Genomic DNA, 23,833 nt, shown 5'->3' with positions numbered 1-23,833 from the left:
GGGGCTAAGGTGAAGCAGATGAAGGCTCTCGTGCTGTCCGGTGGCGCCGGTACGCGCTTGAGGCCGATCACGCACACTTCGGCCAAACAGCTCGTGCCGGTGGCCAACAAGTCCGTTCTCTTCTACGGGTTGGAGTCCATCGCCGCGGCCGGCATCACCGACGTCGGAGTGATCGTCGGTGACACCGCCACGGAGATCCAGGACGCCGTCGGCGACGGCTCCAAGTTCGGCCTGGAGATCACCTACATTCCGCAGGAACGCCCGCTGGGGCTGGCGCACGCCGTGCTCATCGCCCGTGACTACCTGGGCGACGACGACTTCGTGATGTACCTCGGCGACAACTTCATCGTCGGCGGAATCGCCGACCTCGTCGACGAGTTCCGGCGCGACCGCCCGGACGCCCGGATCCTGCTGACCCAGGTGCAGGATCCCCGGGCCTTCGGTGTCGCCGAACTCGACGACAGCGGCCAGGTCATCGGCCTGGAGGAGAAACCCGAGCACCCCAAGAGCGACCTCGCGCTGGTCGGGGTCTATCTGTTCACGCCGCTGATCCACGACGCGGTCCGCGCCATCACCCCGTCCTGGCGCGGCGAACTGGAGATCACCCACGCCGTCCAGCACCTGATCGACTGCCGCGCCGACGTGCGCTGCACCGTCATCAAGGGCTACTGGAAGGACACCGGGAACGTCGGCGACATGCTGGAGGTGAACCGCACCGTCCTGGAGGACCTCACCCGTCGTATCGACGGCGACGTCGACGAGCCGTCGCAGACCGTCGGGCGCGTGGTCGTCGAGGAGGGCGCGCGCGTCGTCAACTCACGCATCGTCGGCCCCGCCCTCGTCGGCTCCGGCACCGTCGTCGAGGACTCCTACATAGGCCCCTTCACCTCCATCGCGGAGAACTGCCGGGTCATCGACAGCGAGCTGGAGTTCTCCATCGTGCTGCGGGACTCCACGATCCACGGGGTGGGCCGGATCGAGTCCTCGCTCATCGGTCGGCACGTCGAGGTCACCCCCGCGCCCAGCGTCCCCAGCGCCCACCGCCTCGTCCTCGGAGACCACAGCAAGGTGCAGATCCACCCATGAACCTTCTCGTCACCGGCGCCGCCGGCTTCATCGGCTCGACCTACGTCCGCACGCTCCTCGCCCACGACACCCCCGAAGCGCCACGGATCACGGTGCTGGACAAGCTCACCTACGCCGGCACCCTCGACGACCTCGAACTCGACCACCCCCGACTTCAGTTCGTGCGCGGCGACATCCGGAACGCCGAACTCGTCGACAAGCTGATGGCCGAGGCCGACCAGGTGGTGCACTTCGCCGCCGAGTCCCACGTGGACCGCTCGATCGACGGGGCCGGCGACTTCGTCCTCACCAACGTGGTCGGCACCCAGACCCTGCTGGACGCGGCCCTGCGCTACCGCGTCGAACCCTTCGTGCACGTATCGACCGACGAGGTCTACGGCTCCGTCGCGGCCGGCTCGTCCACCGAGCAGGACATCCTGCGGCCCAGCTCGCCGTACTCCGCCTCCAAGGCCTCCTCCGACCTGCTCGCCCTCGCCTACCACCGCACCCACGGCCTCGACGTCAGAGTCACCCGTTGCTCCAACAACTACGGACCGCGCCAGTTCCCCGAGAAGGTCGTCCCGCTGTTCATCACCAACCTCCTCGACGGGCTCCAAGTCCCGCTCTACGGCGAGGGCCTGAACGTCCGCGACTGGCTGCACGTCGACGACCACTGCCACGGCGTCGAACTCGTGCGCACGCAGGGCCGCCCCGGCGAGATCTACAACATCGGCGGCGGCACCGAACTGAGCAACAGGGACCTCACCGGGCTCCTGCTGACGGCCTGCGGCGCCGACTGGGACCGGGTGCGGCACGTCGAGGACCGCAAGGGCCACGACCTGCGCTACTGCGTCGACTGGACCAAGGCCCGCACCGAACTCGGCTACCGGCCCCGCCACGACTTCGCCTCGGGCCTCGCCGCCACCGTCGACTGGTACCGCGAGCACCGCGCCTGGTGGGAACCCCTCAAGCGGCGCGCCGGCGGGGAGCACGGATGAGGTGGCTGGTCACCGGCGCGGGCGGCATGCTCGGGCGCGACCTGGTCGAGGAACTGAGCACCCGCGGCGAGCAGGTGACGGGCCTGGACCACAGGGACCTCGACATCACCGACGCCGAGGCCGCCGACCGCGCCCTCGCGGCACACCGCCCCGAACTCGTCGTCAACTGCGCCGCGTACACGGCCGTCGACGACGCCGAGCAGGACGAGGAGCGGGCCCTGCGCGTCAACGGCGACGGCCCGCGCCAGCTCGCACGGGCCTGCGCCGCGCACCAGGCCCGCATGATCCAGATCTCCACCGACTACGTCTTCGCCGGGGACGCCCGCACCCTCTACACGGAGGACGACCCCCCGGCCCCGCGCACCGCCTACGGCCGCACCAAACTGGCGGGCGAGCAAGGCGTGTCGGACGAGCTCCCCGCCGCGAGCACCGTCGTACGCACCGCCTGGCTGTACGGCGTCCACGGCCGCAGCTTCGTCCGCACGATGATCGGCCTCGAGTCCCGCCTGGACACCGTCGACGTCGTCGACGACCAGCGAGGCCAGCCCACTTGGAGCGCCGACCTCGCCTCGCTCATCGCCGACCTCGGCCCACGCGTCGGCCATGACGCGCCCGGCGTCCTGCACGCCACCAACTCCGGCGAGGCCACCTGGTACGACCTGGCCCGCGAGGTGTTCCGGCTCCTCGGCGCCGACCCCGCACGGGTGCGCCCCGTCACCAGCGAGGCGTTCGTCCGCCCCGCGCCCCGCCCGGCATACAGCGTCCTCGCGCACGGCCGCCTGCGACAGCTCGGCCCCGCGCCACCGCGCGACTGGCGCACCGCCCTGCACGAAGCACTGCCCCGGATCCGCAAGGAGACCCTTCGTGAAACGCCATGAGTTCCTGAAGGAACTGCACAAGGTCAGCGGCAACCGCAACTACCTGGAGATCGGCGTCAACGACGGCCGCAGCCTCCGGCTCTCCCGCGTCCCCACCATCGCCGTCGACCCCGCCTTCAAGGTCGTCACGGAGATCCGCTGCGACGTCCACCTGGTCAAGGCCACCAGCGACGACTTCTTCGCCCGCGACAACCCGCTCGCCCACCTCAGGGGCGGCCGGCACCCGCTGCGGAACCTGCGGCGCGGGCGCAGTCCGCTCGGGTACTGGCGGCGTACCGTCCTCGACCTGTCGTTCATCGACGGCATGCACCTGTTCGAGTACGCCCTGCGGGACTTCATGAACATCGAGCGGCACTCCGACTGGACCAGCGTGATCGTCTTCGACGACATGCTGCCGCGCAACGTCGACGAGGCGGCCCGGGACCGGCACACCGGCGCGTGGACCGGGGACGTCTACAAGATCGCCGAGATCCTGGGGCGGTACCGCCCCGACCTGGTGACGGTACCGGTGGACACACAGCCGACCGGGCAGCTCGTGGTGTTCGGGGCGGATCGGCGCAACACCGTGCTGCGCGACCGGTACGACGAGATCGTCGCCGAGTACGAGGTGCCCGATCCGCAGAAGGTGCCGGAGACGATCCTGGACCGGGCGGGGGCGGTGGCACCGGAGGCGCTGGTGGAGGCGAGCTTCTGGCGGCCGCTGGCGAGGACCCGTGCCCTGGGTGTGGGGCGGTCGCGGGGGTGGGAGGCGCTGCGGAAAGCCGTCGAAGGGGTTGGTGGCGGTCACTGAGCGGGCGTCGGACCGTCTCCTGTGCGCAAGCGGTCGTAGTGGGCTCTGCATGCCTCGTACGACGGGAGCAGCCCGGTCTCCCGTGCCTCCGACAGTGACGGAGCCCGGGCGTCCTTGGGGGAGAGGACCGGTGGGATGTGCTCGGGCCAGGTGAGGCCCAGCTCCGGGTCCAGGGGGTGCACGCCGTGTTCGCGCTCCGGGGCATAGCCCGTCGAGCACAGGTAGGCCACGGTCGCGTCGTCGGTGAGGGCCATGAAGGCGTGGCCGAGGCCCTCCGCGAGGAACACCGCGTGGTGGCCGTCGTCGTCGAGGCGGAGCGCCTCCCAGCGGCCGAAGGTGGGGGAGCCGACGCGCAGGTCGACCACCACGTCGAGGACGGCGCCGCGCAGACAGGTGACGTACTTGGCCTGGCCGGGCGGTACGTCGGAGAAGTGGACGCCGCGCAGGACGCCGCAGCGGGAGACCGAGCAGTTGGCCTGGGCCAGGGACAGGTCGTAGCCGGTGGCCTCGCGGAACTCCGCGGCGCGGTACCACTCGTGGAAGCTGCCCCGGTCGTCCGGGAAGACCTTGGGCTCCAGCGCCCAGGCGCCTTCGATGCCGAGGGATCGCACGGCCTCACCTCCTGCGGGCGGCCCGGGCGCGCAGCCGGGCCGCCGTCCGGCCCAGCGCCGTGCCGAGCCTGCGTCGTGCCTTGCGGTCGAGTCGTCGTAGGGCGCTGGGGCGGGGGCGGTGCACGACGTGCAGGCCGGCGGCCTGGGCGCGCAGGGCGAAGGGCAGTGCGAGGAAGCGCGGGCCCGGCGCGCCGAGCGCCACGCGCCAGGTTCTCCCGCGCAGTTCGGCGAGGGGCAGCACCGCATCCAGCAGCGCGCCGGGGCCTTGCGGGGACAGCGTGGCGGGTACGTCGTGGGTGGTGTGGGAGGAGGTCAGGCGCAGCGATGTCCGGGTGCCCGCGCGAGGGACGTGCAGGGGGAGCGGCACGCGCAGCAGGTCGGCCGAGGCCGTCACGGCGTCCCGTGCGAGGGTCGCCAGGCCGAGGTCGTGGGTCGCGCGGTCGACGTCCAGGGCGAGATGGGCGTGCGGTGAGGTCCAGTACGGCAGCACCAGGTGGTCGCCGACCAGGGCGGCGGGCGGCGTGGGACGGGCCGCTCGGGGGGCCGGGCCGAGCCGGCATTCCTTGGTCCAGCCGCCCAGCTTGACCCGGACGAAGGCGTCCCAGACGCCGGCGCGGTCGAGGGCGCCGGGGTCGACGGTGGCGGTCGCGCGCAGCATCAGGCGGACCTGGCCGTCGTCGCCGACCGGCACCTCCTCCCGGGTGAACTCCACCGGCTGGAAGTACTGGGCGGCGCTCGCGCGCTCGCGCACGAGCAGGTCCGCGGTGGCCCCCTTGAACCGGGCGGTCGTGTCGGCGCCCACCCAGGCGACGGCCGCGGCCAGGTTCTCGGGCGGGCCGTCGAGGGGCGTGCGGGCCGCCCCGGCGGGGAAGGCCATCGGCTCGCCGACGGAGGTGTACTCGGCGGTGAAGCCGACCCGCAGGGTGCCGTCCTCCCAGGCCACGCGTTCCGGTACGGCCGTGAGGGCGATGCCGGCCTCCCACTCGGCGAAGGCCTCGACGCCGTCGTAGCGGCCGGCGGCGATCAGCGCGGCGACGACCTGCTGCGTCGGCTGGAGCCCGGCCGCGACACCGGGCCCGAAGCGCTCCACGACGACCTGGTGCATCTCCTCGAACAGCTCCCGGCGGTAGTCCGCCGGCATGGCGAGCAGCCGCCGCCCGCGCATCCGCTCGACCATCTCCACCCGCAGCCAGCGCCTGAACAGCCGGTCGCGCAACCGCCCCGGCTCGGTGTACCGCTCGACGACGTCCAGGGCCTCCCGGAGGTTCTTGAAGTAGCCACCGGGGTCGAAGCGCTGGAATCCGGCGTTCGAGGCGTCGTCCCGCCGGACGTGGTAGTAGCAGACGTAGTCGCCGAGCACCGAGACGTTGCCCGCGCGCAGATACGCCTCCGTGACGAAGACGTGGTCCTCCAGTCGCCGCCTGCCCTCGGGGAAGCGCAGGCCGATGGCGTCGAGGAAGGCCCGGCGGAACATCTTGTGCGGGGTGAGGCTGTCGATCAGCGGCGCGTTCTCGACGGTGGCGCGCGGGTGGTTGCGGCGGAACAGCTCCACCGGGACCCCGCGGCCCTTCCCGGCCATCTTGCCGACCACGACGTCGGCGTCGTGGGACACGCCGTAGTCGTACATCCGCTCCAGGGCCTCGTCGCCGAGGTGGTCGTCGTTGTCGACGAACATCACGTACTCGCCCTGGGCGGCGGCGATACCGACGTTGCGGGGCTTGCCCGACCAGCCGGAGTTCTCCTGGTGAACGACCTTCACCCGGGGTTCCGCGGCGGCCAGCTCGTCCAGCCGGGCGGGCGTGCCGTCCGTGGAGCCGTCGTCCACGAAGATCACTTCGTACTGGTCCGGCGGCAACGACTGCCGCAGCAGCGAGTCGATGCAGTCCTCGACATAGACCCCCGGGTTGTACACGGGGACCACCACGCTGACCTTGATCGGCATCGGTCTCCATGCCCCCTGGGGGTCGCTGGGTGTTTGCACCGGATTACTGCGCTCGTGGCCAAATGCTAACCCTGTCACTGGGTTTGTCCACCGCTCAACCACACCGAGCGGGCCCGGAGAGCCGCCCCGAGGATCTTTACGCCGCTAGCCTGACGGGGTGCGACTGCTGCTGATGTCCGACACCCACCTGCCCAAGCGCGCCAAGGCCCTGCCCGATCGGCTGCTCGCCGAACTCCCGGGCGCCGACGTCGTGTTCCACGCGGGGGACTGGGTCGACACGGCCACGCTCGACCTGCTCGAGAGCCGCTGCCGCCGCCTCGTCGCCGTCCACGGCAACAACGACGGACCGGACCTGCGGGCCAGGCTCCCCGAAACGGCGTACGCCGAACTCGGCGGCCTGCGCTTCGGCGTCGTCCACGACACGGGCCCCGCCCAGGGCCGCGAGGCGCGCTGCGCCGCCCGCTTCCCCGACATCGACGTCCTGGTGTTCGGGCACAGTCACATCCCCTGGGACACGACCACCGCCACCGGCCTGCGCCTGCTCAATCCCGGCTCCCCGACGGACCGCCGCCGGCAGCCCCACTGCACCTACATGACCGCGACCGCGACCGTGGCCGGGGGACGCCTCACCGACGTGGCACTCCACCGGCTGCCACCGCGCTGACGGCCGCCATCAACGGCGAATGGGCCCGGCACAAGATCCGGGCCGCTCCTCGCGTATGGAAGCGGCCCGGGCGCTGCAGTGCGCTGTCATGGACCTCCTTCCCGCTCAGAGGCTGGGTTCGGGGGCACGTATGCCTCCGCTGTGCCGCGACTACCCCCTCGCGCCCGCCGTACACCCACCGATTTCCGGCCATACGCGGCTGATCGGTGGCCGGGGGTCACCTCCGACGGCCCCGCCGCCACCGCCGTACCCACACCATCAGCAGCACCACGCCGACCACCGCCCCCACCACCGCGGCGCGCTTGGCCACCGGCGCCCCGGCCGTGCGGAACAGGTCCAGCGGCTCGTCCGGCCGCTCCCCGGCCACCGTCGCTTCGCTCGCGGGCGCGGCCAGCCGCTCCGACAGACAGGCCGCGAACTGCCCGACCAGCCGGTCGCCGACCTCGGCCAGCACCCCGCGTCCGAACTGCGCCGGACGCCCGGTCACTGTCAGATCGGTGCGCACCGACACGGTCGTGGCGCCGTCGTGCTCGCTGAGCGTGCTGGTGACCGTGGCCCGTGCGGTGCCCTGCCCGTGGGTCTCGCGGCCGCTGGCGATCAGCACCATGCGGTGCGCCGTCTCGTCCTGCTCCTCGAAGACCGCGGTGCCCTTGTACGTCACGGTGACCGGGCCCACCTTGACCTTGACCGCGCCGTTCACGGTCTTGCCGTCGTACTCCTCGACGCTCGCCCCGGGCATACAGGGCGCGACGCGCTCGATGTCGAGAAGGGTGCGCCAGGCGTCGTCGACCGGGACGGGGACGGTGAACTCGTGGTGCAGCTCCATGACTTCCTCCAACCGGCTGCCGTGCGGGACTTTCAGAACACCCCCTGGGGATGGATCGCGCCCGCCGTGGCCGTCAGTGGTGCGCCGCTGCCGCCCCAGCGCAGTGCGACGATCTCGGCGGCGACGGACACGGCGACCTCCTCGGGCGTACGGGCCCCGAGGTCGAGCCCGACCGGCGAGCGCAGCCGGGCCAACTCGTCCTCGCCGAGCCCGGCTTCGCTCAGGCGCTTCATGCGGTCGTCGTGGGTGCGGCGGCTGCCCATCGCCCCGATGTAGGCCGCCGGGCGCCGCAGTGCCACCTCCAGCAGCGGCACGTCGAACTTCGGATCGTGGGTGAGCACACAGATCACCGTGCGCTCGTCGGTGTCGGTGCCGCCGAGGTAGCGGTGCGGCCAGTCCACGACCACCTCGACGCCCGGCGGGAAGCGCTTCGGCGTGGCGAAGACCGGGCGGGCGTCGCACACCGTGACCCGGTAGCCGAGGAAGTCGCCGATGCGGGCGACCGCGGCCGCGTAGTCGATGGCGCCGAACACCAGCATGCGGGGCGGCGGCGCGAAGGAGTGCAGGAAGACGGTGACCGCGTCCTCGCGCCGCTCGCCGTGCGGGCCGTAGTGCCGCAGGCCCGTGGCGCCGAGGGCGAGTTCACCGCGCGCGTCGGCCGTCACCGCCACGTCCAGGCCGGGCGTGCCCAGCGTGCCCGCGACCCGGTCGGGCCACACGGCGAGCGTCGCACCGCGCGGCGCCGGACCGTCGGTCACCGTCGCCACGGTCACCGGACGGCCCGCCGCGACCGACTCCGCGACCTCGCCGAACGACGGATCGCCCGCCGGCGTCACCGGCCGCACCAACAGGGTGATCTCACCACCGCAGGTCAGCCCTACCGCGAACGCGTCCTCGTCGCTGTAGCCGAAGGTCTCCAGGCGTGCCTCGCCGCTCGCCACCACCTCCTGCGCCAGCTCGAAGACCGCGCCCTCCACACAGCCCCCGGACACACTGCCCACGACCTCGTCGTCCGGGCCCACCGCCATCGCCGCACCGGGATCGCGCGGGGCGCTGCGGCTGGTGGCGACCACCGTGGCGAGTCCGAACGGCACCCCGGCCGCGTACCAGCCGCCGAGCGCCGGAAGAATCTCACGCATCGCCCGCTCCTCTCACCACCGCCGCCAGCCGCTCCAGTGCGGCCAGGCTGTGCCCCTCGACGAAGGCGTCCACGCTCGGCAGCGCCGCCGCCATACCGGCCGCCAGGGGCGCGTAGCCGGGGCGTGCCTTGCGCGGGTTGGCCCAGATCACCCGGTGGGCCAGCCGGTGCAGACGGCGCATCTGGGCGCCCAGTAGCTCCGGATCGCCGCGCTCCCAGCCGTCGGACAGCACCACCACGATCGCACCGCGCGCCATCCCGCGCTGCCCCCACCGGTCCAGGAACGCCCGCAGCAACTCGCCCAGCCGGGTGCCCCCGCGCCAGTCCGGCACCGCCGCCCCGACCGCGGTCATCGCCAGGTCCGGATCGCGGTGCGCCATCTCCCGTGTCACCCGGGTCAGCCGGGTGCCGATCGTGAACACCTCCGTACGACTGCCCCGGGCGGCCGCGTGCGCGAAGCGCAGCAGCGCGTCCGCGTACGGGGCCATGGAGCCGCTGACGTCCACGAGCAGCACCACACGCCGGGGCCGCTCGGTCCGTGTGTGCCGGCGCGGCCGCGCGGGCTCCCCGCCGCGCCGCAGCAGCTCACGCACCGTCCGATGCGGATCGACCGCCCCGCGCCGGGCCGGCCGCCGCCGCGCCGATCTCCGCGCCTCGCCGCGCAGCGCGAACGCGGCCAGCAGCCGGCGCACCTCCTCCCGCCCGGTCGCGTCCAGGCCGGCGATGTCGCGGTGCCGCAGCACCTCGGCGGAGCTGGCGAGGGCGGCCGTGGGCGTCGTCCCGTGGTCGTCGGAGGCGGGCGCGCGGCGCTCGGTCTCCGAGTCCCGCAGGACCGGGCGAAGCCGGGGCGCGGGAGCCTGGGCCGGCCTCCGCTCGGCGGGCTCCCCGCCGCCGAAGCAGGCCGCGAAGACCCGCTCGTACCGCTCCAGGTCGTCCCGGTCCCCGCACAGCGTCAGCCGCCCCGCCCAGTACACGTCCGCCCGCATCCCCGGCCGCAGACCGTGCCTCGGATCTCCCGCCTGCGCCCAGACCCCCGCACGCCTCTCGAGCGCTCCCGCACCCTCCCGCCCGAACCGCCCTTCGCACGGCTGGAGAGGGGGGCACCCCCACGCCGCCGCTGCGCCCGCGCGTCGCGCGGGCGACGGTGGTTCGGGTGGGAGGTGCCTTCCCGTCGCTGCTGTGTCCGTGCGTTGCGTGGATGACGGTGGTTCGGGTGGGAGGCCCCTCCCCGCCGCCGCTGCGCCCGTGCCCCGTGCGGACGACGGGACCTCCCGCACCCGACCCAGGGCGTCCACCGCGCACAGAAACGCGTACACCCGCTCGGCGCTCGCGTCGACGCCCGCCTCGCGCAGGGCGCGGGCGAAGCCGAGGAGGGCGGCGTCGGCGGCGAGCATGGCCCTCACGCTCCTCGGACGGCGAGCACCGCGGCGAAGTCCAGCCCCCGTGCCCGCTCCGCGTCCTCCCGGTACTTCAGCACCGACCCCAGCGTGGCCGTCGCCAGCTCCGCGTCCACCTCGTCGGCGCCCAGCGCGTCCAGGGCCTCGGCCCAGTCGATCGTCTCGGCGACACCCGGCGGCTTGAGCAGATCGTGGCCGCGCAGCTCCTGCACCAGCGCCGTCACCTGCTCCGCCAGCCGTGCCGAGACCCCCGGCAACCGCCGCCGCACGATGGCCAGTTCACGGGCGAAGCCGGGGTGGTCGAACCATTGGTACAGGCAGCGCCGCTTCAGCGCGTCGTGCACCTCGCGGGTGCGGTTGGAGGTCAGCACCACCACCGGCGGCGTCTTTGCCCGCAGCGTGCCGAGCTCCGGGATGGTGACCGAGAACTCCGACAGCAGCTCCAGCAGGAACGCCTCGAACTCGTCGTCGGCCCGGTCGATCTCGTCGATCAGCAGCACCGACGGCTGTGTCTCCAGGGCCCGCAGCAGCGGCCGGGAGATCAGGAAGCGCCGGTCGTACAGCTCGCCCTCCAGCCGGTCGGCGTCGGTCACCCCGGCGGCCTCGGCGGCTCGCAGCCGCAGCAGCTGACGCGGGAAGTCCCAGTCGTACAGGGCCTGCGAGGCATCGATGCCCTCGTGGCACTGCAACCGGATCAGCGGGGCGTCGAGCGCCTCGGCGAGGGCGGAGGCGAGCGCGGTCTTGCCGACGCCCGCGTCGCCCTCGCAGAACAGCGGCCGGCCCAGCCGCAGGGCCAGGTAGCAGGCGATGGCCAGCCCTTCGTCGACGAGATATCCCGTCTCCTCCAGGCGGGCCCGCACCTGCTCCGGGCCGTCCATCACGGTGATCGTCGCTCACCCCATCCCGGCGGCCGCCAGCACCGCCCGCTTGGTGAGCACCCGCGCCAGATGCGCCCGGTACTCGGGCGAGCCCGAGGTGTCCTGTGCGGGTCGGGTGCCTTCCGCGGCCTCGTCGGCGGCCCGGGCCACCGCGTCCGGATCCGCCGCGCCGGACAGCGCCTCTTCGGCCGTGGCGGCGCGCAGGGGCGTGGTGCCCATGTTGGACAGCCCGACGCGCGCCTCGGCGATGCGGCCGTCGTCCCGGCGCACCAGAGCGGCCACGCCGACGATCGGCCACGCCTGGGCGACCCGGTGGAACTTCTCGTACTTGAAGCCCCAGCCGTCCGTCTTGGGCACCCGCACCTCCAGCAGGATCTCGTCGGGCGCGAGCGCGGTCTGCAGATAGTCGACGAAGAACTCCCGCGCCGGGATCACCCGCCGCCCCCGCGGACCGACCGCCACCAGCTCGCCGTCCAGGGCCAGCACCACCGCCGGCAGGTCCCCGGCCGGGTCGGCGTGCGCGAGCGAGCCGCCGAGGGTGCCGCGATGCCGTACGGCGGGGTCCGCGACCGTGGCCGTGGCGGCGGCCAGCACACCGGCGTGCCGGCGCACCAGCGGGTCGTGGAGCACCTGGTGGTGGCTCGTCATGGCGCCGATGACGAGCGTGCCGTCGTCCTCGCGCACCCCGCGCAGCTCGGGGACGCGGCCGAGGTCGACGAGCAGCTCGGGGAAGGCCAGCCGCATCCGCAGCAGCGGCAGCAGGCTCTGCCCGCCGGCCAGCACCTTGGCGTCCTCGCCGCCGTCGGCGAGCACGCGCACCGCCTCGTCGACGCTCGTCGGACGGGCGTAGTCGAATGCCGGAGGAATCATGACCGTGCCTCCTCGATCGCCTTCCAGACCCGCTCGGGCGTACAGGGCATGCGGACGTCCTTCACGCCCAGGGGGCGCAGTGCGTCCACGACCGCGTTGACGACGGCGGGTGTGGAGGCGATGGTCCCGGCCTCGCCGACTCCCTTGACGCCCAAGGCGTTCGACGTCGCTGGTGTCTCCGTCCGGTCCGTCACGAACTCGGGCAGGTCCGGCGCCGACGGCACCAGATAGTCGGCCATCGTGCCGGAGACCAGGTTGCCCTCCTCGTCGTAGACGGCCTCCTCGAACAGCGCCTGTGCGATGCCCTGGGCGAGGCCGCCGTGCACCTGTCCCTCGACGATCATCGGGTTGACCACCCGGCCGACGTCGTCGACACAGACGTACGACCGGATGTGGGTCTGCCCGGTCTCCGTGTCGACCTCGACCGCGCACAGGTGGGTGCCGTGCGGGTAGGAGAAGGTGTCCGGGTCGAGCAGGTGCTCGGCGTTGATGGTGGGTTCCATGCCGTCGGGCAGGTCGTGCGAGGAGAACGTCTCGAAGGCGACCTCCTGGATGGTCTTGCGCGCCTCCGGGGAGCCCTTCACCGAGAAGACCCCGCCGGCGAAGTCCAGGTCCTGCTCGCTGGCCTCCAGCAGGTGGGCGGCCACCTTGCGGGCCTTGTCCACCACCTTCAGCGCCGCGTGGTGGACGGCCGTCCCGCCGACCACGAGCGAACGGGAGCCGTAGGTGTCCATGCCCTGCGGGGCCGCCTTGGTGTCGCCGTGCACGACCTCGACGTCGTCGAACGGCACCCCCAGCACATCGGCGGCGATCTGGCTCCAGCACGTCACATGGCCCTGCCCGTGCGGGCTGGTGCCGGTGACCACCTCGACCTTGCCGGTGGGCAGCATGCGGATGCTCGCCGCCTCCCAGCCGCCGGCCGCGTACCGCAGGTCCCTCAGGATCCGGCTCGGCGCCAGGCCGCACATCTCGGTGTACGTCGAGACGCCGATGCCGAGCCGTACGGTGTCCGACCGGGCGTTGCGGTCGGCCTGCTCGGCGCGCAGTTTGTCGTAGTCGAACAGCTCCAGCGCCTTCGCCGTGGCCGCCTCGTAGTTGCCGCTGTCGTAGGTCAGGCCCGCGACGGAGGTGTGCGGGAACTCCTCGTGCCGGATCCAGTTCCGGCGCCGCAACTCGACCGGGTCCATGCCGAGTTCGACGGCCAGCTCGTCCATCGTGCGCTCGATGGCGAACGTCGCCTCGGGGCGCCCGGCCCCGCGGTAGGCGTCGGTCGGCGTCCTGGTCGTGAAGACGCCCGTGCAGGTGAAATCGTAGGCGTCCATCTTGTAGATGCCCGGGTACATGAACGCCCCGAGCAGCGGGGTGCCCGGCGTGATCAGCATCAGATAGGCGCCCATGTCGGCCAGCAGGTCGACCTTGAGCCCGAGCACCCTGCCGTCGCGCATCGCGGCGATCTCGACGTCCTGGATCATGCCGCGCCCGTGGTGGGTCGCCAGATAGCCCTCGGACCGGGACTCGGTCCACTTCACCGGCCGGCCGAGGCGCCGGGCGAGAGCGAGGGCGATGGCCTCCTCGCCGTACACCTGGAGCTTGGAGCCGAAGCCGCCGCCGACGTCCGGGGCGATGACCCGGATCTTGTTCTCGGGGATGCCCGTGACCATGGCCATCAGCACGCGCACGATGTGCGGGACCTGGGTCGAGGAGTACAGCGTGTACTCGCCGGACGACGCGAGCGGCGTGACCACGACCGCGCGGGGCTCCATCGCGTTCGGGATGAGCCGCTGCTGGTGGTAGCGGCGCTTCAGCGTCACCTCGGCGCGCTGCCGTACGGAGTCGAAGTCCTCGCCCGTCCTCAGCGGCCAGGTGTAGCAGCGGTTGGTGCCCTTGTCGGCGTGCACCAGCGGGGCGTCGGGCTCCAGCGCGGCCTCCAGGTCGAGGACCGGGGGCAGGGGCTCGTAGTCGACCTCGATCGCCTCCAGCGCGTCGCCCGCGGCGTACCGGTCGCGGGCCACGACGACGGCCACCGGGTCGCCCGCGTGGCGCACCTCGTCGACGGCGATCGGCGGGTGGTCGGGCATCACGATGTCCTCGGTCACCGGCCAGACGCAGGGCATCGAGCCGAGGCCCTCGGCGAGGTCGGCGCCGCTGAACGCGGCGATGACGCCGGGGCGTTCGAGGGCTGGGGAGAGGTCGACGCGCTCGATGCGGGCGTGCGCCATCGGGCTGCGCAGGAGCGCGAAGTGCAGCAGTCCGTTGACGCCGATGTTGTCGGTCCAGTTGGTCTGGCCGGTGATCAGGTGGGCGTCCTCCTTGCGGGGCCGGGCGCGGCCGACCTCCCGCTGCACCGTCTCGGTCATGTCGTGACCTCCTGCTCGGAGGCGTCCAGGACGGCCTGCACGATGTTCTGGTAGCCGGTGCAGCGGCAGAGGTTGCCCTCCAGGCCGTGCCGTACCTCGTCCGGTGTGGGGTGCGGGTGCTCGCGCAGCAGATCGCGGGCCGCCATGATCATGCCGGGGGTGCAGTAGCCGCACTGGAGGGCGTGCCGTGCGTGGAACGCCTTCTGCAGCTCGGACCACTCCCCGTCGTGGGCGAGTCCCTGCACCGTGGTGACCTCGCCGCCGTCCGCCTGGACGGCGAGCAGCGAGCAGCTCTTGACGCTCGCGCCGTCGAGGTCGACCGTGCAGGACCCGCAGTTCGAGGTGTCACAGCCGATCGGGGTACCGGTCAGACCGAGGCGGTCGCGCAGGTAGTGGATCAGGAGGAGACGGGGTTCCACGTCGTCCTCGTAGGTCGTGCCGTCCACCTTCAGCGAGATGTGGGTCATGTGCCCTCCAGAGGCCGAGTGGGAATGGACAGGGAAACATCGGCCGGGCGTGATGCACGTCACTCTAGGGCCGCTCCGGTGCCGCGGCGAGTGCTGCGGCAGCGTTCGTTGAGCGTTAATCCATTGCCTGCTCGGGTCCGGGCCTGGTCCACTTCACGGGTCCCGTCGTCACGCAACGAGGAGCGAAGATGCGCACTGCGTTCATGTCCACCCAGGAAGGAACCACCCCCTCATCGAAGGACATGACGCTTCGTGCACCTGCTCAACCTCGGGATCCTCGCCCACGTCGACGCCGGTAAGACCAGCCTCACCGAGCGCCTGCTGCACTCGGCCGGCGTGATCGACGAGATCGGCAGCGTCGACGCCGGGAACACCCGGACCGACTCCCTCGCGCTGGAGCGCCGGCGCGGCATCACCATCAAGTCCGCCGTCGTCTCCTTCGCGCTGGACGACGTGACGGTCAACCTCATCGACACCCCCGGCCACCCGGACTTCATCGCCGAGGTGGAGCGGGTGCTCGGCGTCCTCGACGGCGCCGTGCTGGTCGTCTCGGCCGTCGAGGGCGTCCAGCCGCAGACCCGCGTCCTGATGCGCACACTTCAACGCCTGCGCATTCCCACGCTCGTCCTCGTGAACAAGATCGACCGGCGCGGGGCCCGGTACGACGCCGTTCTGCGGGCCCTGTCGCAGCGGCTGACGGCGGCCGTCGTGCCCATGGGGACCGCCGAGGGCCTGGGCACCCGCGCCGCCCGCTTCGTCCCCGGCCCGACCCCGTCGGCGCTCGACGTCCTCGCCGGCCACGACGACGAACTCCTCGCGGCCTACGTCGAGGACACCGTCTCCCACAGCCGTCTGCACGCTGCCCTCGTCGACCAGACCCGGCAGACGCTCGTCCATCCGGTGTACTTCGGCTCCGCCATCACGGGCGCGGGGGTCGACGCGCTGATCGGCGGGATCCGGGAGCTGCTGCCCGCTGCCGACGGGGACCCGGAGGGACCCGTCTCGGGCACCGTTTTCAAGGTCGAGCGCGGTCCGGCGGGGGAGAAGGTGGCGTATGCGCGGATGTTCTCCGGCACGCTGCGCACCCGCGACCGGATCCGCCTCGGCGACACCGGCGCCGAGGGCAGGATCACCGCGATCAGCGTCTTCGACCAGGGCGCGGACGTCCGGGAGGGGTCGGTGGCGGCGGGCCGGATCGCCAAGCTGTGGGGCCTGGCCGACGTCAGGATCGGTGACGCGATCGGCGAGCCCCGCAAGGCGACCGGGCACCACTTCGCCCCACCCACCTTGGAGACGATCGTCGCCCCGGCCGACGGCACCGACCGGCGGGCCCTGCACCGCGCGCTCACCCTCCTGGCCGAGCAGGACCCGCTGATCGACCTGCGCCACGACGAAGTGCGGCAGGAGACCTTCGTCTCCCTCTACGGCGAGGTGCAGAAGGAGGTCATCCAGGCCACGCTCGCCGACGACTTCGGCCTCGACGTCACCTTCCGCGAGACGACGCCGCTGTGCGTCGAGCGGCCCGTCGGCCCGGGCGCGGCGGTCGAGTTCAACGGCAAGGACGGCAACCCCTTCCTCGCCACGGTCGGCCTGCGCGTCGAGCCGGCCCCGGTCGGATCCGGCGTCGAGTTCCGCCTGGAGGTGGAGCTGGGCTCCATGCCGTACGCCTTCTTCAAGGCCGTCGAGGACACCGTCCGCGAGACCCTCGGCCAGGGTCTGTACGGCTGGCGGATCCCCGACTGCACGGTCACCATGACCCACTCCGGCTACTCGCCCCGGCAGAGCCACGCCCATCAGGGCTTCGACAAGAGCATGTCCAGCACGGGCTACGACTTCCGCGGACTGACCCCGCTGGTCCTGATCGAGGCGCTGCGCCGGGCGGGCACCCGAGTGCACGAGCCGATGCACCGCTTCCGCATCGAGACCCCGAGCGACACCCTGGCCGCGCTGCTGCCGGTCCTGGCCAGGCTGCGCGCGGTGCCGCGGACCACGCAGACCCACGGCGCCTCCTGCTCGCTGGAGGGCTCGGTGCCCGCGGCCCATGTCCACGAACTGGAGCAGCAGCTACCGGGGCTGACCCGCGGCGAGGGCGAGCTGGAGAGCGCCTTCGACCACTACGCCCCGGCCGTCCGCGGTGCGGAGCCCGAGCGCCGGCGCACCGATCTCAATCCGCTGAGCCGGAAGGAGTATCTGCTGAACCTGACGCGCAGGGTGGGCAACTGAGCTGACTGAGAATCAACTTACTAGGAAGTCAGAAGTGTTGACGGTGTCCTGATATCGCCGGACTGTAGTGGACATGCCGAACATTCGGACGCGTCTCCTGGTTGTCCTGGTCGTCCTCTTCGGATCCCTGTCGGTGGCGGGCCCCTCTCCCGCCACCGCCGCCACCCTCCCCGACTCCCTCTGGTTCGACGAAACGCCCCTCACCGTGCGCAACGGCCGCTTCGTCGACGGAAACGGCCGCGAGGTCGTCCTGCGCGGCTACAACGTCTCCGGCGAGACGAAACTCAAGGAGAACAACGGTCTGCCCTTCGCGTCGACCGCCGACGCGAAGAAGTCCGCGACCGCGCTGCGCGCCCTCGGCGGCGCCAACTCGGTGCGCTTCCTGCTGTCCTGGGCCTACGCCGAGCCCGTGCGCGGCCAGGTCGACACCGCCTACCTCGCGAAGGCCACCGACCAGATGCGCGCCTTCCTGGACGCCGGGATCCGCGTGTACCCCGACTTCCACCAGGACCTGTACTCCCGCTGGCTGTTCGACCCGGACAGCTGGTACACCGGCGACGGCGCCCCCAAGTGGGCGGTCGACCTCGGCGACTATCCCGACGAATACTGCGGGATCTGCCCGTTCTGGGGTCAGAACATCACCTCGAACGAGGCCGTGAAGCAGTCGACGTACGACTTCTGGCACAACGAGTACGGCCTCCAGGACTCCTTCCTCGACACCGCCCAGAAGGCGATGACGTACGTACGGCAGAACCTCACCGCCGCCCAGTTCGCGGGCGTCGTCGGGTTCGACCCGTGGAACGAGCCGCACGCGGGCCGCTACGACTCCGGCCAGACCAGCCGGGCGTGGGAGAAGGACGTGCTGTGGCCCTTCTACGTCAAGTTCCGCGCCCGCATGGACGCGGCGGGCTGGCAGGCCAAACCGGCCTTCGTCGAGCCCACCCTCTTCTGGAACGCCAACCTCGACTTCCAGAAGGAGGAGGGCGGACTGCTGGACGCCGGCACCCTCGGACCGCGCTACGTGTTCAACACCCACTTCTACGACCAGATGGCCATCTCCGGCATCTTCATGTGGGGCAAGGCGGCCGACGGGCAGTACGTGCGCGACTTCGGGACCGTCCGCGACCGCGCCTCGGCGACCGGGACGGCCGCGATCGTCAGCGAGTTCGGGCACCCGCTCACCGGAACCGTCTCCGACAAGGCGCCGACGGTCTACAAGGCGATGTACCAGGCCCTGGACTCCCGGGTGAAGGGCGCGAACTGGTGGTCGAACCCGGCGGGTTCCGGTCCTGTCCTCTCCGGCACCCAGTGGCAGTGGGACATCTACAACGGCCGGCACCGCGAGCTGATGAACGACAACCCGGACAAGGTGCAGACCGGCGGCGACGCCTGGAACGGCGAGGACCTGTCCGCCGTACGCCTCGACGACTCGGGCACGCCGGTGCTGCGGCAGGACGCCCGCCTGCTCGACCGGATCTACCCGAGCGCCACCTCCGGTTCGACCGTCGCCTTCACCTACGAGGACCGCTCCCGGGACGGCTCCACGACCCTGACCTGGAACCCGGTGCCCAGCTCACTGCCGAACGTGGCGCGTCTGGTGGGATCGGGCCAGTACGGGCTGCTGCTGTGGCGCTCCGGCAGCGGCACGGCACCGACCGAACTGCACCTGCCGGCGTCCTTCCCGACCGGCTCCACGACCGTGGTCTCCGACCTCGGCACGGCGTACGCGCCGCCGCCGTACACCTCGGCCACCCCGGTCGGCGTGGCCGCGGAACCCGGCGGCACGGGCAGCCGCCGGCTGCTGCTCACCGACACCGACTCCGGGGTCCTGCACTACGCCCTGGTCACGAACGGGGCGAGCGCACCCTCCACCGCCCTGCTCGACGCCGCGAGGTCCGAACTCTCCTCCTGGGCCGCGCGGAACGCCGGATAAGACACCCCCGTTTGACCCTCCCCTTACGTCAGGCTGCACGCTGTACCCGACGAAAGGGCAGGTGAATGAGCTATCCCGTGGGGCAGGTCGCGGCCTTCGCCGGGGTGACCGTGCGCACGCTGCACCACTACGACCGGGCGGGGCTGCTCTCGCCCGGCGGCCGCAGCGGCGCCGGTTACCGGCTGTACAGCGACACCGACCTGGCCAGGCTCCGGCAGATCCTCTTCTACGCGCTGGGCTCGCGGCCGCCGGTGTCGGCGTCCTGACCATCGGCGACGTACCGCATGAGCTGCTGTTCCCGAGGACGGCCGCCGTGGTCCACCACGCCGGGGCGGGCACCTCGGCGGCAGCACTGCGCGCCGCGGTGCCCGCGGTCCCGGTGCCGGTGACGGCCGATCAGCCGTTCTGGGCGGCACGGCTCGCCGACGCGCTCGGCCGGGTCGTGCGGAAGCCGTCGTACGCCCGTGCCGCCTCGGTCGCCGCACGGCTCATGGCGACCGAGGACGCGGTGGGGGCGGTGCTGAAGGCCCTGGGATGATCAACCGGCGGACGGGCTGGTCCAGTTGGCCGCCACATGGCCCAGTCGGACCCGCTGCGGATGGTCGCCGACCGGGACCGACACCTGCTTCCGCCCGGTCGCGAAGTCGATGGCCGTGACCTGGTCGGTGCCGCTCTCGGAGACCACGCAGGACTTCCCGTCACCGCTGACCGTGGCCCAGTAGGGCTTGGAGGCGGTGACCAGCGGGCCCTCCTGGAGAGTGGAGCGGTTCACGACCGTGGCGTAGTCGTCCATCGTGCCCGCGACGCACAGCTTGCTGCCGTCCGGGCTCATCGACAGGCCGTGGTGGCGCGAGTCGTTGACGAAGGACGTGCGGTCGTCGCTGGTCGCCGGGTTCTTCGGCAGGGTCTTGGTGCGGGTGATCCTGTCGGAGGCCAGGTCGTACTCGAAGAAGCCGTTGAAGAACGACACCTGGAAGTACAGCTTCGACTCGTCCGGCGAGAACACGGCCGGGCGGACCGCGTCCGAGTAGTCATTGAGGCCGAGGGCGTCCAGCTTCGGGCGCATGTCGATGACCTTGACCTGCTGGTACGTGGTCGCGTCGACGACGGTGATGCGCCGGTCGCCCTTCGTCCAGTCCAGCCAGGGGGCGTCGGTCTGGGTGTTCACGTCACCGATCGCCATGTTGTAGATGTACTTGCCGTCCTGGGTGAAGATGTTCTCGTGCGGCTTGTCGCCGGTGGCGAACTTGCCCAGCTCCTTGCCGGTCTCGATGTCCAGCACATGCACGGTGTTGGACGTCGACGCCGACACCGCCACCCGCTTGCCGTCGGGGGAGATCGCCATGTGGTCGGCGCGGTAACCGGACACCGCAAAGCGCCAGTTGACCTTCCCGGTGGCCAGGTCCAGGGAGACCACGTCGGCGAAGCTCGGACGCGAGACCACCACGGACCTGCCGTCGGGCGTCGAGTACATGTCGTCGACGAACTGGTCGTGGCCCTCGCCGACGCTGTTGCGGATCGCCATGAAGTAGATCCACTTGATGGGGTTGGCGTTGATCTCCGCCATCCGCTCGTCCTTGTCGGGGATGACGTTGATCCGGCCGATCCTCGCGAAGTCGCCGGAGGACTTGATGACATCGGCCGTGCCGTCCCAGTTGTTGCCGACGAACATGACCTCGCGCAGGGCGGCGGAGGAGTCGGCGGCGGTGGCGGTCGCGGGGGCGGTCACGGTCAGGGCGAGGGCGGCGGCTACGGAGCACAGGTGCCTGGGTCTGATGGCAGGCATGACTGCTCTCTTCCTCTGAGGGGGGAATCTGAACACAGGTGCTTTCAGAATCAACTTACTGAAAAGTAAGGAGGAGGCGCCCTTCTCCACAAGACTGCGTACACGACAAAATTGGCCGTCGGGTCGGCGAGGTGGCGGGAGGACAGCGTGGCGGGCAGGCTCAAGGCGCCCACCGGCCGTTACGGCGGCAAGTCGGCCAAGGAGCGACAGGCCGAGCGACGGCGGCGCTTCCTCGACGCGGCGCTCCAGCTCTTCGGCGACAGCCCCGGCTACCGGGGCACCACCGTCGCCGCGCTGAGCGAGGCCGCCGGGCTGTCGACCCGTCAGTTCTACGAGGAGTTCCGCACCCTCGAAGACGTCCTGGCCGCCCTCCACCTCGAGGTCAACGCGTGGGCGGAGACGGCCCTGCTGGCCGCCGCGGCGGAAGCGGACCACCTCCCGCTCGCCGAACGCGCCACCGCGATGTTCCGCGCGTACGCCGGGAACGTCACCGCCGATCCGCGCCGCATCCGCATCACCTTCGTCGAGATCATCGGCGTCAGTGCCGCCATGGAGAAGCAGCGCCTGGCCCGCCGCGCCCGCTGGATCGACCTCGTCTGCGCCGAGGTGGCGGCCGCCGTCGCCCGCGGAGAGGCGGCCCCGCGCGACTACCGCCTCGCCGTGACGGCGTTCATCGGCAGCGTCAACGGGCTGCTGCACGACTGGAGCGCGGGCTGGGTGGACGCGACCCTCGACGAGGTCGTCGACGAACTGGTCCGCATCCTCCTCGGCATCCTCCAGCCCTCGGGACCGCCGCTCGCCGGGGGCTGAGGTGCGGGCGACGACGCGAGAGGACCGGGCGACTCGAGGGCCGAGCCGGTTCAACGTCGGGGTCTGGCGCGAGGCTGACGACGCGAGAGGACCGGGCGGTTCAGCCGCCGAGCCCGTTCACCGCGTCCAGTACGGGAGCCATGCCGTCCTCGGCGCGCAGCCCCTCGGCCAGGGCCCGGGCGCGACGGCCGTAGGACGGGTCCTCGGTCGCCCGGCGCACGGCCGCCGTCAGCGCCTCGGCCGTGAACCTCCGCAGCGGCACGACGGCGGGCGCCACCCCGAGGCCGACCAGGCGCGCGGCCCAGAAGCCCTCGTCGAACTGGACCGGCATCGGCACGGCCGGCACCCCGGCGCGCAGCCCGGCCGCGGTCGTGCCCGCGCCGCAGTGGTGGATCACGGCGGCCATGCGCGGGAACAGCGCGCAGTGCGGCACCTCGCCGATGGTCAGGACGTCGTCCCCGGCGCCCTCCAGACCGCCCCAGCCCCGCTGGATCACCGCGCGCAGCCCGGCCGCCCGCAGGGCTCGCACCACCGTGGCGCTCAGCCGCGCGGGATCCGGCACGGTCGCGCTGCCCAGGCCCACGAAGACCGGCGGCTCACCCGCGTCGAGGAAGTCCAGCAACTCCGGCGGGAGCCGGGCGTCGCCGACGTACGGCCACCAGTAGCCGGTCACGCGCAGCTGCGGACCCCAGTCGTGCGGCCGGGGCACCACCAGGGTGCTGAAGCCATGGAGCACCGGGCCCCTTCGAGCGCCGCGCGTCCTGGTGCGGGCCGGCCCGAGCCGTGCGCGTGCATCCTGTACGGCCGCGGAGAAGACCCGCTCGATGGCCAGGTTCACGCCATGCGCGGCGACCCGGTTGCCGAGTCCGCCCCAGGAGCCGCCCCCGAGCATCGGCGGCGCGAACTCCCGGGTGGGGGCGAGTGGTTGGAGCGGCAGCTCGATGCTGGGCAGCGACAGGCCCTCGGCGATGGTGTGCCCGAGCGGCGCCGTCGAGCCCGCCAGGAGCAGGAGGTCGCTCGAACGCGCGGCGGCCAGCATGTCGTCCGTCATCGTCCCGGCCAGGCTCCGCGCCATGCCCACCACGCGCACCAGCTTGCCCACGCCGCTGCCGCTGCGGTGCAGACCCCGCCCGCGCTCGGACTCCAGCTCGGCCAGCGGATCTATCGGCAGCGCGTGGAAGCGCATGCCCGCCCCCGCCACGAGCTGCTCGAAACGGCCGTGCGTCACCAGGGTCACCTCGTGTCCGGCCCGGGACAGTGCGTGCCCGAGTCCGGTGTAGGGGGCCACGTCGCCCCGCGAGCCCGCCGTCATGATCGCTACGCGCACCTCGCCAGTATGGCGGCGCCGGCGGTGAAGGGCACCCAACCGGCGGTGCGAACGGGCGACTTCAGGTCTGTCTCATCCGTTGACTTCTCCCACGACGGCTCGCCAGAACGTTGCCACCACCGGCACGAGTTACACCATCGCCGGCACCGATCCCGGCCCTAGGCGAGGCACACCACAAGGACACCGAGGGCCACCGCGCAGGTCAGCAGCCAGCCGGCCAGCGCCCGGCGCCGCAGGTCGCGGTACCTCGCCTCGTACTCGTCCCGCAGCCTCCCGGCACGCTCCGCCGTGAGCCGCCAGGAGGTGCGGGCCAGTGCGAGGTACTCCGCCTCGAACCGCCGCTCCACCTCGCCCCGTTGGGCGTCCGTCAGCCAGTGCAGGGGCGCGCTGAAACGCGCGGCGGCCGTACGGCCCTCCTGGCGGGTCGCGGCGAGCAGCAGATGCCCCTCGATGTCGCTCAGGAACTTGTCGGTGATGCTCACAGAGTGGTCAACTCCCTCTCCGGCGCAGGGGCGTGGTGCAGGTCGAACGCCGGGGATTCGGAGCGGATCCGCGGCAGGGTGCGGAAGTTGTGGCGCGGCGGCGGGCAGGAGGTCGTCCATTCCAGGGAGCGGCCGTAGCCCCACGGGTCGTCGGAGGTGACCTTCTCGCCGTACCTCGCGGTCTTCCAGATGTTGTAGAAGAACGGCAGGAACGACAGCCCGAGCACGAACGAGAAGACGGTCGACAGCGTGTTGAGCGTCGTCAGCCCCTCCACCGCCAGATAGTCCGGAATCCGGCGCTGCATTCCGTTCGTGCCCAGCCAGTGCTGGACCAGGAAGGTGCCGTGGAAGCCGATGAACAGCGTCCAGAACGTGATCTTGCCGAGGCGCT

General features: G+C 72.0%; 21 protein-coding genes and 2 pseudogenes. 10 read left to right on the top strand and 13 right to left on the bottom strand.

Going from position 1 to position 23,833, the window contains the following annotated elements:
- Positions 1 to 18: 18 nt before the first annotated feature.
- The 4 genes from ACP4J3_RS21730 to ACP4J3_RS21715 are packed head-to-tail and all read left to right on the top strand — an operon-like array spanning position 19 to position 3,731.
- Positions 19 to 1,086: a glucose-1-phosphate thymidylyltransferase gene (locus tag ACP4J3_RS21730; protein ID WP_426536881.1), complete on the top strand. Its 1,068-nt coding sequence runs from the start codon at positions 19 to 21 to the stop codon at positions 1,084 to 1,086.
- Positions 1,083 to 2,063 (top strand): dTDP-glucose 4,6-dehydratase, encoded by a 981-nt coding sequence (gene rfbB, locus ACP4J3_RS21725; protein ID WP_426536879.1) that lies wholly within the window; start codon positions 1,083 to 1,085, stop codon positions 2,061 to 2,063. The genes ACP4J3_RS21730 and rfbB overlap by 4 nt, the downstream gene beginning before the upstream one ends.
- Positions 2,060 to 2,941 (top strand): dTDP-4-dehydrorhamnose reductase, encoded by an 882-nt coding sequence (gene rfbD, locus ACP4J3_RS21720; protein WP_426536877.1) that lies wholly within the window; start codon positions 2,060 to 2,062, stop codon positions 2,939 to 2,941. Before rfbB ends, rfbD begins: the two co-directional genes overlap by 4 nt.
- Positions 2,928 to 3,731 carry a class I SAM-dependent methyltransferase gene (locus ACP4J3_RS21715; protein ID WP_426536875.1) on the top strand — a complete coding sequence of 268 codons (804 nt, stop codon included), beginning with the start codon at positions 2,928 to 2,930 and terminating at the stop codon, positions 3,729 to 3,731. Before rfbD ends, ACP4J3_RS21715 begins: the two co-directional genes overlap by 14 nt.
- Here ACP4J3_RS21715 and rfbC read toward each other — a convergent pair.
- Both rfbC and ACP4J3_RS21705 read right to left on the bottom strand, forming a co-directional pair.
- Positions 3,725 to 4,342, bottom strand: coding sequence for a dTDP-4-dehydrorhamnose 3,5-epimerase (gene rfbC / locus ACP4J3_RS21710; protein ID WP_426536873.1), 618 nt, complete (start codon positions 4,340 to 4,342; stop codon positions 3,725 to 3,727). The two genes, ACP4J3_RS21715 and rfbC, sit on opposite strands and share 7 nt — an antisense overlap.
- 4 nt (positions 4,343 to 4,346) lie before the next feature.
- The gene (locus ACP4J3_RS21705) at positions 4,347 to 6,284 is read right to left on the bottom strand and encodes a glycosyltransferase family 2 protein (protein WP_426536871.1); all 1,938 of its coding nucleotides are present in this window, start codon (positions 6,282 to 6,284) and stop codon (positions 4,347 to 4,349) included.
- A 157-nt stretch (positions 6,285 to 6,441) separates the two neighbouring features.
- Here ACP4J3_RS21705 and ACP4J3_RS21700 point away from each other — a divergent pair, with 157 nt between their 5' ends.
- Complete coding sequence (locus ACP4J3_RS21700; protein WP_426536869.1) at positions 6,442 to 6,948, top strand: metallophosphoesterase family protein; 507 nt, start codon at positions 6,442 to 6,444, stop codon at positions 6,946 to 6,948.
- A gap of 217 nt (positions 6,949 to 7,165) precedes the next feature.
- Here the strand turns inward: ACP4J3_RS21700 and ACP4J3_RS21695 are convergent, their stop codons facing one another.
- From ACP4J3_RS21695 to ACP4J3_RS21665, 7 genes are read right to left on the bottom strand one after another with little or no spacing between them, the layout of a single operon-like run.
- The gene (locus ACP4J3_RS21695) at positions 7,166 to 7,774 is read right to left on the bottom strand and encodes an SRPBCC family protein (protein ID WP_426536867.1); all 609 of its coding nucleotides are present in this window, start codon (positions 7,772 to 7,774) and stop codon (positions 7,166 to 7,168) included.
- A gap of 32 nt (positions 7,775 to 7,806) precedes the next feature.
- Positions 7,807 to 8,913 (bottom strand): XdhC family protein, encoded by a 1,107-nt coding sequence (locus ACP4J3_RS21690; protein WP_426536865.1) that lies wholly within the window; start codon positions 8,911 to 8,913, stop codon positions 7,807 to 7,809.
- Positions 8,906 to 10,306 carry a vWA domain-containing protein gene (locus tag ACP4J3_RS21685; protein ID WP_426536863.1) on the bottom strand — a complete coding sequence of 467 codons (1,401 nt, stop codon included), beginning with the start codon at positions 10,304 to 10,306 and terminating at the stop codon, positions 8,906 to 8,908. The genes ACP4J3_RS21690 and ACP4J3_RS21685 overlap by 8 nt, the downstream gene beginning before the upstream one ends.
- Positions 10,307 to 10,311: 5 nt before the next feature.
- Positions 10,312 to 11,187 (bottom strand): AAA family ATPase, encoded by an 876-nt coding sequence (locus tag ACP4J3_RS21680; protein ID WP_426536861.1) that lies wholly within the window; start codon positions 11,185 to 11,187, stop codon positions 10,312 to 10,314.
- A 15-nt stretch (positions 11,188 to 11,202) separates the two neighbouring features.
- Positions 11,203 to 12,057, bottom strand: coding sequence for an FAD binding domain-containing protein (locus tag ACP4J3_RS21675; RefSeq protein ID WP_426536859.1), 855 nt, complete (start codon positions 12,055 to 12,057; stop codon positions 11,203 to 11,205).
- A complete protein-coding gene (locus ACP4J3_RS21670; RefSeq protein WP_426536857.1) occupies positions 12,054 to 14,414 on the bottom strand; it encodes a xanthine dehydrogenase family protein molybdopterin-binding subunit in 2,361 nt (786 codons plus the stop codon). The genes ACP4J3_RS21675 and ACP4J3_RS21670 overlap by 4 nt, the downstream gene beginning before the upstream one ends.
- On the bottom strand, positions 14,411 to 14,881 hold the full coding sequence (locus ACP4J3_RS21665) for a (2Fe-2S)-binding protein (protein WP_426536855.1): 471 nt from the start codon (positions 14,879 to 14,881) through the stop codon (positions 14,411 to 14,413). Before ACP4J3_RS21665 ends, ACP4J3_RS21670 begins: the two co-directional genes overlap by 4 nt.
- Before the next feature lie 252 nt (positions 14,882 to 15,133).
- Here ACP4J3_RS21665 and ACP4J3_RS21660 point away from each other — a divergent pair, with 252 nt between their 5' ends.
- The 4 genes and pseudogenes from ACP4J3_RS21660 to ACP4J3_RS21645 form a co-directional block, all read left to right on the top strand.
- A complete protein-coding gene (locus ACP4J3_RS21660) occupies positions 15,134 to 17,104 on the top strand; it encodes a GTP-binding protein (RefSeq protein ID WP_426536853.1) in 1,971 nt (656 codons plus the stop codon).
- Positions 17,105 to 17,177: 73 nt separating this feature from the next.
- A complete protein-coding gene (locus ACP4J3_RS21655) occupies positions 17,178 to 19,037 on the top strand; it encodes a cellulase family glycosylhydrolase (RefSeq protein WP_426536851.1) in 1,860 nt (619 codons plus the stop codon).
- A gap of 65 nt (positions 19,038 to 19,102) precedes the next feature.
- Positions 19,103 to 19,267, top strand: a pseudogene (locus ACP4J3_RS21650) (MerR family transcriptional regulator); the annotation flags it as partial.
- Between the two features lie 2 nt (positions 19,268 to 19,269).
- A pseudogene (locus tag ACP4J3_RS21645) lies at positions 19,270 to 19,575 on the top strand (nucleotide disphospho-sugar-binding domain-containing protein); the annotation flags it as partial.
- On the opposite strand, the gene ACP4J3_RS21640 reads toward ACP4J3_RS21645, so the two are convergent.
- Positions 19,576 to 20,823 carry a YncE family protein gene (locus tag ACP4J3_RS21640; protein WP_426536849.1) on the bottom strand — a complete coding sequence of 416 codons (1,248 nt, stop codon included), beginning with the start codon at positions 20,821 to 20,823 and terminating at the stop codon, positions 19,576 to 19,578. It lies immediately after the preceding pseudogene.
- A gap of 147 nt (positions 20,824 to 20,970) precedes the next feature.
- Between ACP4J3_RS21640 and ACP4J3_RS21635 the strand changes: the two genes are divergently transcribed.
- Positions 20,971 to 21,633: a TetR/AcrR family transcriptional regulator gene (locus ACP4J3_RS21635; protein WP_426536847.1), complete on the top strand. Its 663-nt coding sequence runs from the start codon at positions 20,971 to 20,973 to the stop codon at positions 21,631 to 21,633.
- A gap of 100 nt (positions 21,634 to 21,733) precedes the next feature.
- On the opposite strand, the gene ACP4J3_RS21630 is transcribed toward ACP4J3_RS21635, so the two are convergent.
- From ACP4J3_RS21630 to ACP4J3_RS21620, 3 genes are all read right to left on the bottom strand, one after another.
- The gene (locus ACP4J3_RS21630) at positions 21,734 to 22,945 is read right to left on the bottom strand and encodes a glycosyltransferase (RefSeq protein ID WP_426537144.1); all 1,212 of its coding nucleotides are present in this window, start codon (positions 22,943 to 22,945) and stop codon (positions 21,734 to 21,736) included.
- A 173-nt stretch (positions 22,946 to 23,118) separates the two neighbouring features.
- Positions 23,119 to 23,442, bottom strand: coding sequence for a hypothetical protein (locus ACP4J3_RS21625; RefSeq protein ID WP_426536845.1), 324 nt, complete (start codon positions 23,440 to 23,442; stop codon positions 23,119 to 23,121).
- Positions 23,439 to 23,833 (bottom strand): cbb3-type cytochrome c oxidase subunit I (locus tag ACP4J3_RS21620; protein ID WP_426536843.1); only part of this gene is annotated, 395 nt, incomplete at its 5' end. The genes ACP4J3_RS21625 and ACP4J3_RS21620, both read right to left, overlap by 4 nt.

It is taken from the genome of Streptomyces sp. UG1, assembly GCF_049974585.1.
Classification (GTDB): Bacteria; Actinomycetota; Actinomycetes; order Streptomycetales; family Streptomycetaceae; genus Streptomyces.
Note: the sequence above shows the minus strand (reverse complement) of the source record. Positions and strands in the feature narration are given on the sequence as shown.

What these genes read in the sequence shown, in the direction of transcription:
- ACP4J3_RS21730 (WP_426536881.1), top strand. Translation starts at nt 19, where the DNA reads ATGAAGGCTCTCGTGCTGTCCGGTGGCGCCGGTACGCGCTTGAGGCCG.
- rfbB (WP_426536879.1), top strand. Translation starts at nt 1,083, where the DNA reads ATGAACCTTCTCGTCACCGGCGCCGCCGGCTTCATCGGCTCGACCTAC.
- rfbD (WP_426536877.1), top strand. Translation starts at nt 2,060, where the DNA reads ATGAGGTGGCTGGTCACCGGCGCGGGCGGCATGCTCGGGCGCGACCTG.
- ACP4J3_RS21705 (WP_426536871.1), bottom strand. Translation starts at nt 6,284, where the DNA reads ATGCCGATCAAGGTCAGCGTGGTGGTCCCCGTGTACAACCCGGGGGTC.
- ACP4J3_RS21695 (WP_426536867.1), bottom strand. Translation starts at nt 7,774, where the DNA reads ATGGAGCTGCACCACGAGTTCACCGTCCCCGTCCCGGTCGACGACGCC.
- ACP4J3_RS21690 (WP_426536865.1), bottom strand. Translation starts at nt 8,913, where the DNA reads ATGCGTGAGATTCTTCCGGCGCTCGGCGGCTGGTACGCGGCCGGGGTG.
- ACP4J3_RS21685 (WP_426536863.1), bottom strand. Translation starts at nt 10,306, where the DNA reads ATGCTCGCCGCCGACGCCGCCCTCCTCGGCTTCGCCCGCGCCCTGCGC.
- ACP4J3_RS21680 (WP_426536861.1), bottom strand. Translation starts at nt 11,187, where the DNA reads ATGGACGGCCCGGAGCAGGTGCGGGCCCGCCTGGAGGAGACGGGATAT.
- ACP4J3_RS21675 (WP_426536859.1), bottom strand. Translation starts at nt 12,057, where the DNA reads ATGATTCCTCCGGCATTCGACTACGCCCGTCCGACGAGCGTCGACGAG.
- ACP4J3_RS21670 (WP_426536857.1), bottom strand. Translation starts at nt 14,414, where the DNA reads ATGACCGAGACGGTGCAGCGGGAGGTCGGCCGCGCCCGGCCCCGCAAG.
- ACP4J3_RS21665 (WP_426536855.1), bottom strand. Translation starts at nt 14,881, where the DNA reads ATGACCCACATCTCGCTGAAGGTGGACGGCACGACCTACGAGGACGAC.
- ACP4J3_RS21655 (WP_426536851.1), top strand. Translation starts at nt 17,178, where the DNA reads ATGCCGAACATTCGGACGCGTCTCCTGGTTGTCCTGGTCGTCCTCTTC.
- ACP4J3_RS21640 (WP_426536849.1), bottom strand. Translation starts at nt 20,823, where the DNA reads ATGCCTGCCATCAGACCCAGGCACCTGTGCTCCGTAGCCGCCGCCCTC.
- ACP4J3_RS21630 (WP_426537144.1), bottom strand. Translation starts at nt 22,945, where the DNA reads ATGACGGCGGGCTCGCGGGGCGACGTGGCCCCCTACACCGGACTCGGG.